Origin of the sequence: Pseudomonas sp. RL_105y_Pfl2_101 (genome assembly GCF_963970585.1) — a bacterium.
In the GTDB taxonomy this organism is placed as follows: domain Bacteria; phylum Pseudomonadota; class Gammaproteobacteria; order Pseudomonadales; family Pseudomonadaceae; genus Aquipseudomonas.
Window position 1 is genome coordinate 13102 of record NZ_CAXAPG010000030.1, and the last position, 13680, is coordinate 26781.

At 61.4% G+C, this 13680-nt stretch carries 13 protein-coding genes; 10 read left to right on the forward strand and 3 right to left on the reverse strand.

Features of this window, described 5'->3' with window-relative positions; all coding sequences use genetic code 11:
• Window positions 1-17: 17 nt before the first annotated feature.
• Genes AACY31_RS23255 through AACY31_RS23265 form a run of 3 tightly spaced genes read left to right on the forward strand, consistent with a single transcriptional unit; the run spans window position 18 to window position 2885 of the window.
• The gene (locus AACY31_RS23255; protein WP_339475576.1) at window positions 18-1109 is read left to right on the forward strand and encodes a glycosyltransferase family 4 protein; all 1092 of its coding nucleotides are present in this window, start codon (window positions 18-20) and stop codon (window positions 1107-1109) included.
• Window positions 1110-1125: 16 nt separating this feature from the next.
• Window positions 1126-1893 (forward strand): DUF2334 domain-containing protein, encoded by a 768-nt coding sequence (locus AACY31_RS23260; protein WP_339475579.1) that lies wholly within the window; start codon window positions 1126-1128, stop codon window positions 1891-1893.
• The gene (locus tag AACY31_RS23265) at window positions 1890-2885 is read left to right on the forward strand and encodes a lysylphosphatidylglycerol synthase transmembrane domain-containing protein (RefSeq protein WP_339475582.1); all 996 of its coding nucleotides are present in this window, start codon (window positions 1890-1892) and stop codon (window positions 2883-2885) included. Before AACY31_RS23260 ends, AACY31_RS23265 begins: the two co-directional genes overlap by 4 nt.
• A 4-nt stretch (window positions 2886-2889) precedes the next feature.
• Here the strand turns inward: AACY31_RS23265 and AACY31_RS23270 are convergent, their stop codons facing one another.
• Complete coding sequence (locus tag AACY31_RS23270; protein WP_339475584.1) at window positions 2890-3063, reverse strand: hypothetical protein; 174 nt, start codon at window positions 3061-3063, stop codon at window positions 2890-2892.
• 191 nt (window positions 3064-3254) lie between these two features.
• Window positions 3255-4103, reverse strand: a complete 849-nt coding sequence (purU, locus tag AACY31_RS23275) for a formyltetrahydrofolate deformylase (RefSeq protein ID WP_339475586.1) — start codon at window positions 4101-4103, stop codon at window positions 3255-3257.
• A 305-nt stretch (window positions 4104-4408) separates the two neighbouring features.
• On the opposite strand from purU, the gene mvaT reads away from it, so the two are divergent.
• Window positions 4409-4786: a histone-like nucleoid-structuring protein MvaT gene (mvaT, locus tag AACY31_RS23280; RefSeq protein WP_003205091.1), complete on the forward strand. Its 378-nt coding sequence runs from the start codon at window positions 4409-4411 to the stop codon at window positions 4784-4786.
• A gap of 83 nt (window positions 4787-4869) precedes the next feature.
• Here the strand turns inward: mvaT and sbcB are convergent, their stop codons facing one another.
• Entirely contained in the window at window positions 4870-6306 is a 1437-nt protein-coding gene (gene sbcB / locus AACY31_RS23285; protein WP_339475591.1) for an exodeoxyribonuclease I, read from the reverse strand.
• Window positions 6307-6692: 386 nt separating this feature from the next.
• Between sbcB and AACY31_RS23290 the strand changes: the two genes are divergently transcribed.
• The 6 genes from AACY31_RS23290 to AACY31_RS23315 all read left to right on the forward strand — a co-directional run bounded on the left by AACY31_RS23290 (window position 6693) and on the right by AACY31_RS23315 (window position 13551).
• Entirely contained in the window at window positions 6693-7418 is a 726-nt protein-coding gene (locus AACY31_RS23290; RefSeq protein WP_339492053.1) for an RDD family protein, read from the forward strand.
• Window positions 7415-8389: a stage II sporulation protein M gene (locus AACY31_RS23295; protein WP_339475597.1), complete on the forward strand. Its 975-nt coding sequence runs from the start codon at window positions 7415-7417 to the stop codon at window positions 8387-8389. The genes AACY31_RS23290 and AACY31_RS23295 overlap by 4 nt, the downstream gene beginning before the upstream one ends.
• Window positions 8376-9920, forward strand: a complete 1545-nt coding sequence (locus AACY31_RS23300) for a DUF4129 domain-containing protein (protein ID WP_339475600.1) — start codon at window positions 8376-8378, stop codon at window positions 9918-9920. Before AACY31_RS23295 ends, AACY31_RS23300 begins: the two co-directional genes overlap by 14 nt.
• Window positions 9917-11080, forward strand: coding sequence for a DUF4350 domain-containing protein (locus tag AACY31_RS23305; protein WP_339475602.1), 1164 nt, complete (start codon window positions 9917-9919; stop codon window positions 11078-11080). Before AACY31_RS23300 ends, AACY31_RS23305 begins: the two co-directional genes overlap by 4 nt.
• Before the next feature lie 160 nt (window positions 11081-11240).
• A complete protein-coding gene (locus AACY31_RS23310) occupies window positions 11241-12428 on the forward strand; it encodes a Fic family protein (RefSeq protein ID WP_339505131.1) in 1188 nt (395 codons plus the stop codon).
• Window positions 12429-12543: 115 nt separating this feature from the next.
• Complete coding sequence (locus tag AACY31_RS23315) at window positions 12544-13551, forward strand: AAA family ATPase (protein WP_339475607.1); 1008 nt, start codon at window positions 12544-12546, stop codon at window positions 13549-13551.
• Window positions 13552-13680: the final 129 nt, after the last annotated feature.

The following is a 13680-nucleotide window of genomic DNA, read 5'->3' on the forward strand; positions in this document are numbered from 1 at the left end:
ATATAGCGGACATAACCATGTTCTACGCCCCTGCCAGCGGTGGCGTGCGCACTTATCTGGATGCCAAGCACCGGCGCCTGGGTAATCGACCCGGTATTCGCCACAGCCTGCTGATTCCCGGCGCGCATTTGAGCGAGCACGATGGGATCTACCAGGTTCCGGCCCCTGCGCTGCCGTTCGGCAAGGGCTATCGCTTTCCCCTTCGCCTGGCGCCCTGGCGCAATGTCCTGCGCGACCTGCAACCGGACCTGATCGAGGTCGGCGACCCTTACCTCACGGCCTGGGCCGCGCTGGACGCCCGTCGCCAACTCGACGTCCCCGTCATCGGTTTCTATCACTCCGACCTGCCGCTGTTGGTGAGCAATCGCATGGGCAACTGGTTCACCCCCAACATCGAAGCCTATGTCAGCAAGTTGTACGGCAATTTCGACCGGGTCCTGGCACCGAGCCAGGTCATGGCCGACAAACTCACCGGACTGGGGGTCAAGAACGTCTACGTGCAACCGTTGGGCGTCGACCTGCAAACCTTCAACCCGGCCGCCCGTGACCCGGAGTTGCGCGCCGAGCTGGGCATCGCCGAAGACACGCGCCTGCTGATTTTTGCCGGTCGCGGCTCCAAGGAAAAAAACCTGCCGGTGCTGCTCAAATGCATGAAACGCCTGGGCGAACGCTACCACCTGCTGTTGGTGGGCTCGTCCATGCCCGCCGTGGTGCCGAGCAACGTCACGGTGGTCGATGAATTCTGTCCGGCATCGCAAGTCGCCCGACTCATGGCCAGCGCCGATGCCCTGCTGCACGCTGGCGACCAAGAGACCTTCGGCCTGGTGATCCTCGAGGCCATGGCCAGCGGCATTCCCGTGGTGGCGGTGGCAGCGGGGGCCTTCACCGAAATCGTCGACGAAGACTGCGGCCTGCTGTGCACACCCAACAACCCACAGGCCATGGCCAATGCCGTGCGCCAACTGTTTTACGAAGGCTGTCAACGCCGGGGGGGATTGGCACGCCGGCACGTGGAGCGTCATTACGCCTGGAATACCGTGGTCAACAGCTTGCTGGGGCACTACTACGCCGTACTCGGCGAGCAGATGCCACTGCTGGCCAATGGTTGAAGCGAGGTCGGTGTCGATGAATCACTCACCCAACGTGCTCCTGGTGCTGCACGACGTGGCACCGCAAACCTGGCCCGACTACCAACCGTTCGTCGACGCCGTCGACGCCCTCGGCCCAGTGCCAATGACCTGGTTGGTAGTGCCAGACTTTCATCGCAACAATGCCTTGGAGGCTCACCCCGGCTTTCGGCGCCAGCTTGACAACCGGGTCGAGCGCGGCGACGAACTGGTGCTGCATGGCTACTACCATTGCGACGATGGCCCTGTCGCCCGCCACCCCAAGGACTGGTTCATGCGCCGGGTCTATACCCACGAGGGCGAGTTCTACAACCTGTCCAAGGCCGCCGCCCTCGCCCGCCTGCGTGCCGGTATCGAAACCTTTGAACGCTACCACTGGCCGCTGGAGGGTTTCGTCGCCCCCGCCTGGCTGATGAGCGAAGGCACGCGCCAGGCCTTGCGCCAGTTGCCCCTGAGCTACACCAGTGATACCCAACACCTTTATCGCTTGCCCGACTTCACCGCCATCGACGCGCCAGGGCTGGTCTGGAGCGCCCGCAGCGCCTGGCGCCGCGGCCTGTCGAAAGTCATCAGCGACCAACGCGAACAGCGCTGGCGCCAGGCCCCGGTGATTCGCCTGGGCCTGCACCCGGTGGACATGCGCCATACCTTTTCCCGGGACTATTGGCTGCGCACCCTCGAACGCCTGCTCAACGACGGTCGCGTGCCAATGACCAAAGTCGGCTGGCTGGCGACCCAGGGGCTGCAACTCAGCAGCGCCGCATGAAACGGCTGATCTGGCTGGGCGTCGCCCTGCTCACGGCACTACTGGTGCCGCTACTGGTCGGTGGCGGGGAAATGTGGTCACGGGTGCAGCGCTTTCCCGTGTCGCTACTGCTGGCCATGCTCGGCATGATCGTGCTGTGCTGGGGTTTGAACGCCGTGCGCTTGCGCCTACTGCTGGGGGAACACAGTGGGCGCATCGGCAGGCTCAAAAGCATCGGCGTGGTGATGTCCAGCGAGTTCGCCATGTGCGCGACGCCCGGTGGTAGTGGCGGCCCGCTGACGCTGATGGCCCTGCTGGCACGCAACGGCGTGCGCCCGGCCCATGGCAGCGCGGTATTCGCCATGGATCAGTTGAGCGACTTGCTGTTCTTCCTCTGCGCTTTGGTGGGCATCGTGTTTTACGCGCTGTTCCAGAATCTCAGCCAGCGCATGGAATGGATGCTGGCGTTAAGCGCGATTTCATTGTTTGGCGGGCTGTTCGGCTGCGTGCTGGTGGCCCGGTATCACCGCCGATTGATTCTACTGGGCGCTCGCCTGCTGCACCACCTGCGCGTAAAAGCCGTCACCCGTCGACGCTGGGCCCGCAAGATATTGAGCTTTCTGGCAGCATTCACCGACACCTTGAAGTTGCCACGACAGACACTGTTCCAGGTCTTCGGCCTGACCTGCCTGCATTGGGTGCTGCGCTACAGCGTGTTGTACCTGGTATTGAAGGGGCTGGGGGCAGACTTGCAGTGGGCCTGGAGTTTCCTGGTCCAGATGCTGTCCCTGAGTGCGGGGCAGTTCAGCCTGCTGCCGGGCGGCGCCGGGGCGGCCGAATTGACCTCTACGGCGCTGCTGGCCCCCATGGTGGGCAAATCCACCGCAGCGGCGGCAATTCTGATCTGGCGGGCGGTGACCTATTACTTTTATCTGGTGGCCGGTGGGCCGGTGTTCTTCCTGATGGTCGGGCGGCCGTTGCTCAAGAAACTGATCAGGCTCAGGCAGGCCTGACACATCACGGTTTCTGTTCGGGCTCGTCCTGGGAATGCAGTTGCTCCCACAATTGCGCGGCATCAGGAAACTCAGTGCCGTCCTCCGGGCCCAACGCATCTGGGTCATAGCGGCTGAGGCAACCCTCGCCCAGGGTCGCTGGCGCCTTGGAGGTGGCTTTGTCCAACGGATCGGTCATGGCGCAATGCTGCTCCCGCAAGAAGGTGGCCTGAATCATTGTGGCCAGAGATTGTTCCCGCTCGGCTGCGCCTGTAGCCGCTGACGAGCGAAGCGAGGCTGCGATCTTTCCCCTACCGCTTGAGTCTCGAGCGAAAGATTAAAATCGAAAGATCACAGCCTTCGGCAGCGCCTGCAAGAGCCCAAATCCAGTCAGAACACCACCGTCTTGTTGCCATGCACCAGCACCCGATCTTCCAGGTGATAACGCAGCCCCCGGGCCAACACCATCTTCTCTACGTCACGGCCCAAACGCACCATGTCTTCGATGCTGTCGCTGTGGCTGACGCGCACCACGTCCTGCTCGATGATCGGGCCGGCATCCAGTTCTTCGGTCACGTAGTGACAGGTAGCGCCAATCAGCTTCACACCGCGCATCGACGCCTGATGGTACGGCTTGGCACCCACGAACGACGGCAGGAAACTGTGGTGAATGTTGATGACCTTATGGGCGTATTCGCGGCACAAGGCCGGCGGCAGGATCTGCATGTAGCGGGCCAGTACCACCACCTCAGCATCGTGCTGCTTGACCAGTCGCGAGACTTCGGCGAACGCCGGCTGTTTGTCCTGGGGGTCGACCGGTACGTGGTAATACGGGATGCCGTGCCATTCCACCATGCTGCGCAAGTCGTCATGGTTGGAAATCACACAGGCAATATCGCAATCAAGCTCATCGCTGTGCCAGCGGTGCAACAGGTCGGCCAGGCAGTGAGACTCACGACTGGCCATCAGCACCACGCGTTTTTTCTGCGCGGTGTCGGTGATACGCCAGTCCATCGAGAACGCTTCGGCAATGGGGGCGAACGCTTCACGAAAGGCTTCGATACCGAAGGGCAGCGAGTCGGCACGAATTTCGTGACGCATGAAAAACCAACCACTTTGATTGTCCGAGTGATGGCTTGCTTCGGTGATCCAACCATTATGGGCCGCCAGAAAGTTACTGACTTTAGCAACGATGCCGACGCGGTCCGGGCAAGCAATCACCAGACGAAAAGTGCGCATTAGGGAAACTCCAGAACTTCGCAAAGGCGGCCATTCTAGCCATTGCGCGGCAAAACTGCAGTATCGATGACAGGCCAAATCTCGACGACAGCCCCAAGCCACGACCGGCGTGCCCCGCAAAAGCAGGCTATACGTGCGAACAGCGGTGAAGACTCTGTCACGGTATTTAACTGCATCAGGCGTTTTTGTGGCACAGCACTAATTAATTAAATAAAACACCGGTTAAATGTTTACTTGATGAAACTGTCTGATTACTATTGCCGCACTGTGTCCTTGTCACCCGCATCCTACATAAGGTAGTCCACATGTCCTTGATCAATGAATACCGCGCCACAGAAGAAGCCATCAAAGAACTGCAAGCTCGCCTGAAAAACCTGTCCCAAGACGACAAACTGCAAACCGAGCTTGAATTCGAAGGCAAACTGCGCACGCTGATGGGCGAATACTCCAAATCGCTGCGCGACATCATTGCCCTGCTGGATCCAGAAGCCAAGTCGAGCAAAGCACCACGTGGCGCCGTGAAAACTACCGGCACCAAACGCGCTCGCAAAGTTAAGCAATACAAGAACCCGCACAACGGCGAAGTCATCGAAACCAAAGGTGGCAACCACAAAACTCTGAAAGAGTGGAAAGCCAAGTGGGGCGGTGACGTGGTGGAAGGCTGGGCAACCCTGCTGGGCTAAGCCTCACCACTGCGCAAGCTTCTTTGCGAACAAAAAAACGCCAGCGATTGCTGGCGTTTTTTTATGCCTGTCATCTTTTCAGTTCATTGCGGCTCCAGACTTAAACGGTTGCGCAATTGCTGGCTGTAACCCTGCCACTCCATGAGTACTTCTTGCTGCACTGGCGTTGACAGGACCATCCACTCCCCCATCGCCGCATCAAAACTTTCCAAGGTATTAGGCGCGCCCCACTCTGGGGATGACAGCCGTTGCTGACAGAAAAGTCTCCAACGCCCCTGCTCTTCAGGATTCAACGTATCTGGAAAGTTGCGCGCGCGATATCGGAACAATAGTTCTGGCAAACGCTCATCATCGAAAGGCCAGCGTTCTTGAGCCAATTGCGCAGGGTCAGCCATGCGGACTTGTTCACATAAACGTCGATCGCGATCCCCCAGGAAACCCGCGTATAACTGTTGCTCGGGATCCTCGCTGGCGGTGAAATCCTCCCGACCATAAATAACCTGAAGTTTATCCTGCCAAACTTTCTGTGCGTCAGTTAGCCGCAATGCCCGTTGCTGATAGCCCTCCATGTCCAGTTCCAGTCGCTGCAGGTCCTCGGCACGCAGCACCGACAATGGCGCGATCACCGGGCATTTGTTGATATGGATAAGTTTGAGCGGCACCGGCAGCTCACCTTCGGGCAATTCTTCACGGCGGGTATACAAACGCTGGCGCAGGCTTTGCGCATCGTCGTCCAGCAGCCCCTGGGGGTCCAGGTGCAGGTCGCAGACGATCAGGGCGTTGCGGTTTTTCGGGTGCCAGGCCAGCGGCAAGACCACGCCGACGTAGTTGCGCGCCGCCGAGAAGCGACCGGAAATATGCACCATGGGCTGCAACAGGCGGATCTGGTCCATCACCTTCTGTTTACTGCGCAACTGGAACAGCCAGTCGTAGAGCCGGGGCTGCTGCTGACGGATCAGGCGGGCCAAGGCGATGGTCGCGCGCACGTCCGACAACGCATCGTGGGCCTGGCCATGGTCGATGCCGTTGGCGGCAGTCAGGCGCTCGAGCTTGAGGGTCACGCGACCGTCCTCTTGCGGCCAGACAATGCCTTGCGGGCGCAGCGCATAGGCCGCACGCACCAGGTCGATCAAATCCCAACGACTATTGCCGCCCTGCCATTCGCGTGCGTACGGGTCGAAGAAATTCCGATAGAGGCTGTAACGGGTCATTTCATCGTCGAAGCGCAGGGTGTTATAGCCGGCGCCACAGGTACCGGGCGCGCCCAGGTGGCCGTGGACACGGGTCATGAAATCGGCTTCGCTCAAGCCTTTTTCGGCCAGGCATGTCGGAGTAATGCCAGTAATTGCACAGGCCGCCGGATGAGGCAGGATGTCATCGCTCGGCCGGCAATACAGGTTCACCGGTTCGTCGATTTCATTAAGTTCGAAATCGGTACGGATACCCGCCACCTGCAAGGGCCGGTCGCAACGCGGGTTGATGCCGGTGGTTTCGTAGTCGTACCAGAAAATGGAAGTCACGGGCTGTTCCTGAACTGAAGACAGGCGAAGTCTAGGCGCTCGAACCCACCTGCGACCAGCCGTCCTGTAACTTTTGAATGCCAATGCGGGGGTGGATATTGGATCTGTAAACACCCGAGAGCCCATGTGGGAGCGGGCTTGCTCGCGAAGACCGCGCTACATTCGACCTCGATGCAAACTGTCCCACCGCTTTCGCGAGCAAGTCCGCCCCCATAGTCGAACTCCGGTGTCCGCGAAGGCAATGCCCGGCCCACGCTCTCAATCCTGTTGCATCAATCCTGTTGCAATCCATGAATGCGCCACACAGTTGTATCGTTTGCCCGCGCGAAGACTGCTAGCATCGGGACCGAGATTGAACATTCGGTCTGGCCCATCACAGGTTGCCCATGCTCGAGACACCAGCACTGCAAAGGAACGCGACGCTGCCCACGCCCCTGGACACGCGCTATCAGGTTGAAACGCCCGAAGGCATCGACCTGCCGCTGCGCCCGGCGGGACTGATGCCGCGTGCAATCGCATTCGCCATCGATCTGGGCATACGCGGGTTGATCCTGGGGCTTTTCTTCCTGGCCCTGGCGTTTTTCGGCGCACTGGGGATGGGCCTGGGGTCCATCCTGCTGTTTGTCGTCAGTTGGTGGTACATGGTGCTGTTCGAGGTACTCAATCAGGGGCGCTCTCCCGGCAAGCAGATCATGGGGCTGCGCGTGGTGCAGGACGATGGCCGGCCTATCGACTGGTCGGCGTCGTTGATCCGAAACCTGCTGCGTTTCGTCGACATGCTGCCCTTCGGCTACACCTTCGGAGCCATCAGTTGCCTGCAGCATCCGGCGTTCAAGCGCCTGGGCGACCTCGCGGCCGGCACGCTGGTGGTGTATCGCGAACAGCCAGTCAAACGCCCCGCCTTGCCAATGGCACCGCCCATACGAACACCTTTCACCCTGAGCCTGCATGAACAACGTGCCGTGCTGGGCTTCGCCGAACGCCAGGCAGAACTTTCCCCGGCGCGGGTCAACGAACTGGCTGCCATCCTGGCCGCGCCGCTGAACGTCCAGGTGCCAAACGCCGCGGCCGAACTCAATGGCCTCGCCCGCGGTCTGCTGGGGCCAACATGAAGCAAAGCCTGTTCGAAAACCGTCACCAAGGGGAATGGGCGCACCTGTCCCTGCAACTCGACCAACTGGAGCGCAGCCGCAACGTCCCCCAGAGCAGCGACTTCCCTGCGACCTACCGACGGCTTTGCCATCACCTGGCACTGGCCCAGGCCCGGGGCTACAGCAGCTTGCTGGTCGACACCCTGCAACAACTGGCGCTGCGCGGTCACCAGCAACTCTACCGGGACCGCAGCCGCCCCTCGGCCAGCCTCTCGGCCTTTATCCTGGTCGGTTTTCCCCGACTGGTCCGTGAACAATGGCGATTCGTACTGGCCGCCAGCCTGATGTTCCTGGGCAGCCTGGTGGGCATCGGGCTGCTGGTCTATCTGTTCCCGGAACTGGTCTACAGCGTGCTCGGCGCCGACGAAATCAGCCAGATCCGCAGCATGTATGACCCGACGTCCGGACACCTGGGGCGCTCGATCGAGCGGGCCGCCAGCGAAGACTGGGTCATGTTCGGTTACTACATCATGCACAACATCGGCATTGCCTTTCAGACCTTTGCCAGTGGCTTGATGTTTGGCCTGGGGAGCGCGTTTTTCCTGTTTTTCAATGGCCTGACCATTGGCGCCGTGGCCGGGCACCTGACCCAGATCGGCTCTGGGGGAACGTTCTGGTCGTTCGTGATTGGCCACGGCGCCTTCGAACTCACCGCCATCGCCCTGGCTGGGGCCGCGGGCCTGCAACTGGGCTGGGCCTTGATTGCGCCGGGACGCCTGACCCGAGGCGAGGCCTTGCGGCTCGCGGCGGGCAAAAGCGTGCTGATGATCGGCGGTGTGATGCTGCTCCTGCTCATTGCCGCGTTCATCGAGGCCTACTGGTCTTCCAGCGCCGTGACACCCGCCACCAAATACACCGTGGGTGCCTTGTTGTGGCTGTTGGTGATCAGCTATCTGTCGCTTGCCGGACGGGGCCGCCATGCGCCTGAGTGACGCCACCGTCGTCATCCGCCCACGCACCACCTGGGAAGCCATGGACCTTGGGGTGTTGATGAGCCAGCGGCATCGACGCCTGCTGATGACCAGTTGGGCGATCAGCACATTGCCGGTGTACCTGTTGCTGACCCTGCTGCTGTGGGACTCACCGTCACTGGTGGTGATGCTGTTCTGGTGGTTGAAGCCGGCCTTCGACCGGCTGCCGCTGTACATTCTGTCCAAGGCACTGTTTGGCGAAACCCCCACCTTGCGGCAGGCGTTACGCCAGTGGCCGGCGCTGCTCAAGCCGCAGTTGCTGGCCAGCCTGACCTGGCGCAGGCTGAGCCTGAGCCGCAGCTTCCTGATGCCCGTGGTGCAACTCGAGGGGCTTAGCGGTGAGGCGCGGGCGCAGCGCTTGCGGGTATTGCAGCAACGCAACCGCGGCGCGGCGCAATGGTTGACCATCATCGGCGTGCACCTGGAAACCGCCTTGTGGTTCGGCCTGTTGGCCCTTTTCTATCTGTTCGTGCCGCAACAAGTCGAACTGCAATGGGATTGGGAAACGCTGGTGTCAGCGGCCGAGCACGACTGGTTGTGGTTCGAACACCTGGTCAACTTCCTGTACCCACTGCTGCTGATCTTATGGGAGCCGGTGTATGTCGCCTGCGGCTTCAGCCTCTACCTGAACCGGCGCACGATCCTCGAGGCGTGGGACATCGAACTGGTATTCCGACGCCTGCGCCAACGCCTGAGCGGCGTGGCCCCGGCGTTGATGCTGCTGGCCCTGATGCTGCTGCCGCTGGCGCCCCCGGCGTTTGCCGCCGAGGACAGCGGCGGCCCCGACAGCCCGCGGCTGCTCAAGCAGCCCCTCACCAGCCAAGCCTCCCGGGACGGTATCAAGGCAATCCTCGACACCCCGCCGTTCAAGAACCCCGAGACCGTCACCCGTTATCGTTTCAGCAAAGAAACGGCCAAATCCCCCGAGAGCGAAGCCGAGACCAAACCGAGCTGGCTCAAGCCATTGCTCAAATGGCTCGGCAGCCAACGCTTCGACATCGCCGCCACGTTGATCCAGGTGGTGCTGTGGGCCTGCCTGGTGGCGGCGATCGTCTGGCTGGCCTGGCGCTACCGTGAAAGACTCAAGACCCTGGTCAATCGCCGACCGAGGCAGCGCCTGCCGGTGGAACGCGCCGTACCTGCGCGCAGTTTTGGCCTGGATATTCGCGAAGAGAGCCTGCCCGCCGACGTCGCCGCCAGCGTTGAACAACTATGGGCCACTCAGCCCCGTGAAGCCCTGGGTCTGCTGTACCGGGCGCTGCTCAGCCGGTTGCATCATGACTTCAAGATCCCCTTGAAACCGGCCGACACCGAAGGCCAGGTGCTGCAACGCGTCGAACAGCTCAAGCAGGACAACCTGCTGGGCTTCAGCAAAAGCCTGACCTTGCATTGGCAAAACATTGCCTATGGACATCGCCCCCCGCCGACACACCTGCAACAGGAACTGTGTGACGGCTGGCGCCAGCTGTTCGGTCCAGGAGCGTCTCGATGAGCCGGCACGCGGGGTGGCTGATCGGCGCCGTGCTGGCCGCGCTGGTGTGCGCATTCGGCCTCTACCTCTACACCAAGGCCGAGCCCTATGAAGAGGTCATCGAGCACGGTCCCTCCCCTGAAGCCCAGGCCAATCCTTACCTGGCCGCCGAGCATTTCCTGCGCCAGCAGGGCATCGCCGTCGAGCACGCCAACAGCCTGAATGTGCTGCCCACCCTGGAGCCTCGCCAGCACAGCCTGCTGTTACTGGGCGAACGAACCCACATGACGCCACGGGAAGTCGAGCAATTGATGAACTGGACCCGGGCCGGCGGGCGCTTGCTCTTCGTGGCCGAAGCCTTGTGGGACGACAGCACCGGCAGCAGCGGCGACCTGCTGCTCGACCGCGTGCGCCTGCGCCAATTTCTGAGCAAGGACCTCAAGGAGCCCGCGCCCGAACTGATCAAGGACCGTTACCCGGAACTGACCAAGCTTTACCTGGAGGATGAGCAAGCGCCCGCCTATGTCGGCTTCGACACCGACTTTCACCTCGAAGACCCGCATAACCTGGCGCAGGCCTGGGCCAACAGCGCGCTCGCGACCCACATGATGCAATTGAACCTCGGCCTGGGTTCGATCACCGTGATCACCGACGCCGAGCTGTGGAAGAACGACGCCATCGACCAGTACGACAACGCCTGGCTGCTCTGGTATCTGAGCGCCGACACGGACGTCACACTGTTGTTCAACACCGACCACGACGACCTGCTGACCCTGTTGCTGCGCTATTTTCCCCAGGCATTGGTGGCATTGCTGGCCTTGATCGCCCTGTGGTTCTGGCGTTCGGCGGTGCGTCATGGCCCGCTGCAACTACCCGCCTCCCAGGCGCGGCGCCAGTTGGAAGAGCACGTGCAGGCCAGCGCCGGTTTCCACCTGCGCCACAACGGCCAGCAGCACCTGTTGCATGCCTTGCAGCAAGACGTGGTGCGCCGGGCACGCCAGCTTCACCCAGGTTTCGAACAACTGGCCGTCGCCGAACAATGGCAGGTACTCGCCCGCCTGACCCGGCAACCCACGCGGGCCATCAGCCAGGCATTGAGCCCACGGCCGAAACAGCGCCTCTCCAGCGCCGAGTTCTGCCGCCAGGTCGCCCATTTGCAAACTCTTAGGAATGCCTTATAGATTTTTTTCGCAGAAAAATCCGCAAAAAGACTCGAGATACCCTATCGTACGGTATCGCTACAGCTAGTAATAACAAGCGTTATAGGCCGCTTTATTTTCCGCAGAAATTTCCGCAGGCATAACCAAGAAATAGCCGTTTGTGTTCGCTGGAAGCAAAACGATGATCACTTCGAAAACGTACCTTGACCCCGTACTGCCAGAAAATCTGCCCGACTCGATCATTCAGGCCGCAGATCAGTTGCCACGCAAGGCAGCCTTTCTGGCCGGACGGCTGGCCGACGAGACATCCAGGCAACTGGCGGGCCTGTTACGCATCACCAATACCTACTATTCGAACCTGATCGAAGGGCATCGGACCGAAATCGCCGACCTCCAGGCTGCTCGCACGACACCAAAGCGGGAAAGAAAAGAGCTCAAAGAGCTGGCCGTGCAACACATGACGCAGCAGGAGGTGACGGAACGGCTGCTGCGCATGCGGCCAACGGACAGTTTCTCCGCCCTGTTCGATCCCAAGTTGATCGCGGCCATCCATCGTCGACTGTTCAAGGACGCCTCCAAGCAGGAATTGACCCTGGGCGATGGTCGCATGATGGAGCCCGGCAGGCTGCGGGCCGAAGAGAACGAGCAGGTCCAGGCTGGCGCGCATATCGCTCCAGCAGCTGCCGCTGTATTGCCCATGCTTGAGCATCTGCAGTTGCACTACGGACGAATCAGGGATCCGCGGCGCCAATTGATTGCTGCCCTGGCAGGCCATCATCGAGTGGCGCTTGTTCACCCCTTCCTTGACGGCAATGGTCGAGTGATTCGGATGCTCACCCACCTGCAACTGGTTCATCTCGGGCTAAAACCTTTCCTCTGGTCACTGTCTCGTGGCCTGGCGCGCAGGCAAGATGAGTACTATCGCTTCCTGGCCTTGGCTGATCGCCCTCGCGAAGGTGACTACGACGGGCGCGGCCAACTCTCACAGCGTCACTACTTCAACTTCATTGAATTCATGCTCGATGTCTGCCACGACCAGATCGAGTACATGACCACCTCGCTAAACCCGGCCAAGCTGCGCGAGCAGGTTGTTCATGTGTTTTCAACCGATCCTGAGCTTCGCCGGGTCGGCCTCCGGCCCACCAGTGCAGCGGCTGTGTTGGCGCTTCTCACCCAAGGGGCTATGCCGCGTGCGGAGTTCAAGGTGTTCACAGGCCTGAAGGACCGACTTGCGACAGAAGAACTGGGCCGCTTGATCGAAGCGGGAATCGTGGTCAGCAATACCCCCAGATCCCGCACGGTGGAAGCGGGTTTACCGGCACGCTTCGCCGGGTTGATCTTTCCAAACCTGCATTTCCCGATGGGCTAAGGTGTGCCGGCGACTCAGTTGTCACCGCCCAGCACTGCAAGGCATGAAAGCGCCAGATCATGTAACGACATCATGTCGCTAGTCACAGGATTTAACCGTTAGGAGAACGCCAGAATTGACGACTGAACAAAACGAACCTGTCGACGGCCAGGCCCACGCCGCCCAACAGCGCCAGCGCGCCAGTCAGTTGGCCCAGGCCATCCGCACCGAGCTGCGCAAGGCGGTGGTCGGCCAGGCCAGCGTGATCGACGATGTGCTCACGGCACTGATCGCCGGCGGGCACGTGCTGCTAGAAGGCGTTCCCGGGCTGGGCAAGACCTTGCTAGTGCGGGCCTTGGCCCGGTGTTTCAACGGCGAGTTCGCGCGCATCCAGTTCACCCCGGACCTGATGCCCAGCGATGTTACTGGGCACGCGGTGTACGACTTGCAGACCGAGCAGTTCAAGCTGCGCAAGGGCCCGGTGTTCACCAACCTGCTGCTGGCCGACGAGATCAACCGCGCGCCGGCCAAGACCCAGGCCGCGCTGCTCGAAGCCATGCAGGAACGCCAGGTCACCCTCGAAGGCCGCGCATTGCCCATTAGCCAGCCGTTCATGGTGCTCGCCACCCAGAACCCCATCGAACAGGAAGGCACCTACCCGCTGCCGGAGGCCGAGCTCGACCGCTTCATGCTCAAGGTACGCATGGACTACCCGGACGCCGACCAGGAACTGGACATGGTGCGCCAGGTCAGCCGCTCGACCCGCGCCGACATGCTCGACGTACAGCCGCTGCGCGTGGTGTTGCAGGCCAAGGACGTGCAAGCGCTGCAACGCATCGCAAGCGACCTGCCGATGGACGACCAGGTACTCGATTACGCCGTGCGCCTGGCCCGCACCACCCGTAGCTGGCCGGGCTTGACCCTCGGCGCCGGGCCTCGCGCCTCGATCGCACTGGTACGTTGCGCCCGGGCGCGGGCGTTGTTGCGCGCAGGCGAGTTCGTGGTACCGGATGACATCAAGGGCTGCGCCCTGGCCGTGCTGCGCCATCGCGTACGTCTGGCGCCGGAACTGGACATCGAAGGGCTGTCGGTGGACCAGGTGCTGGAGCAACTGCTCGATCAAGTGCCGGCGCCGCGGCTGTGAGTAACACCATGCCGCAGATACCTGTGATGGCAAGGGAATCTATGGGGGAGCAAAGCTTGCCCGCGATGAAAGCGAGGCGCTCTCGCAGAAATCGAGGTGCCTGTTTCGCGAGCAAGCTTTGCTCCCACA

Coding starts and splice junctions, on each gene's coding strand:
- AACY31_RS23260 (WP_339475579.1), top strand. CDS start 1,126: ATGAATCACTCACCCAACGTGCTCCTGGTGCTGCACGACGTGGCACCG.
- AACY31_RS23295 (WP_339475597.1), top strand. CDS start 7,415: ATGAAGCAAAGCCTGTTCGAAAACCGTCACCAAGGGGAATGGGCGCAC.
- AACY31_RS23270 (WP_339475584.1), bottom strand. CDS start 3,063: ATGACCGATCCGTTGGACAAAGCCACCTCCAAGGCGCCAGCGACCCTG.
- AACY31_RS23310 (WP_339505131.1), top strand. CDS start 11,241: ATGATCACTTCGAAAACGTACCTTGACCCCGTACTGCCAGAAAATCTG.
- AACY31_RS23300 (WP_339475600.1), top strand. CDS start 8,376: ATGCGCCTGAGTGACGCCACCGTCGTCATCCGCCCACGCACCACCTGG.
- purU (WP_339475586.1), bottom strand. CDS start 4,103: ATGCGCACTTTTCGTCTGGTGATTGCTTGCCCGGACCGCGTCGGCATC.
- AACY31_RS23290 (WP_339492053.1), top strand. CDS start 6,693: ATGCTCGAGACACCAGCACTGCAAAGGAACGCGACGCTGCCCACGCCC.
- mvaT (WP_003205091.1), top strand. CDS start 4,409: ATGTCCTTGATCAATGAATACCGCGCCACAGAAGAAGCCATCAAAGAA.
- AACY31_RS23255 (WP_339475576.1), top strand. CDS start 18: ATGTTCTACGCCCCTGCCAGCGGTGGCGTGCGCACTTATCTGGATGCC.
- AACY31_RS23265 (WP_339475582.1), top strand. CDS start 1,890: ATGAAACGGCTGATCTGGCTGGGCGTCGCCCTGCTCACGGCACTACTG.
- AACY31_RS23305 (WP_339475602.1), top strand. CDS start 9,917: ATGAGCCGGCACGCGGGGTGGCTGATCGGCGCCGTGCTGGCCGCGCTG.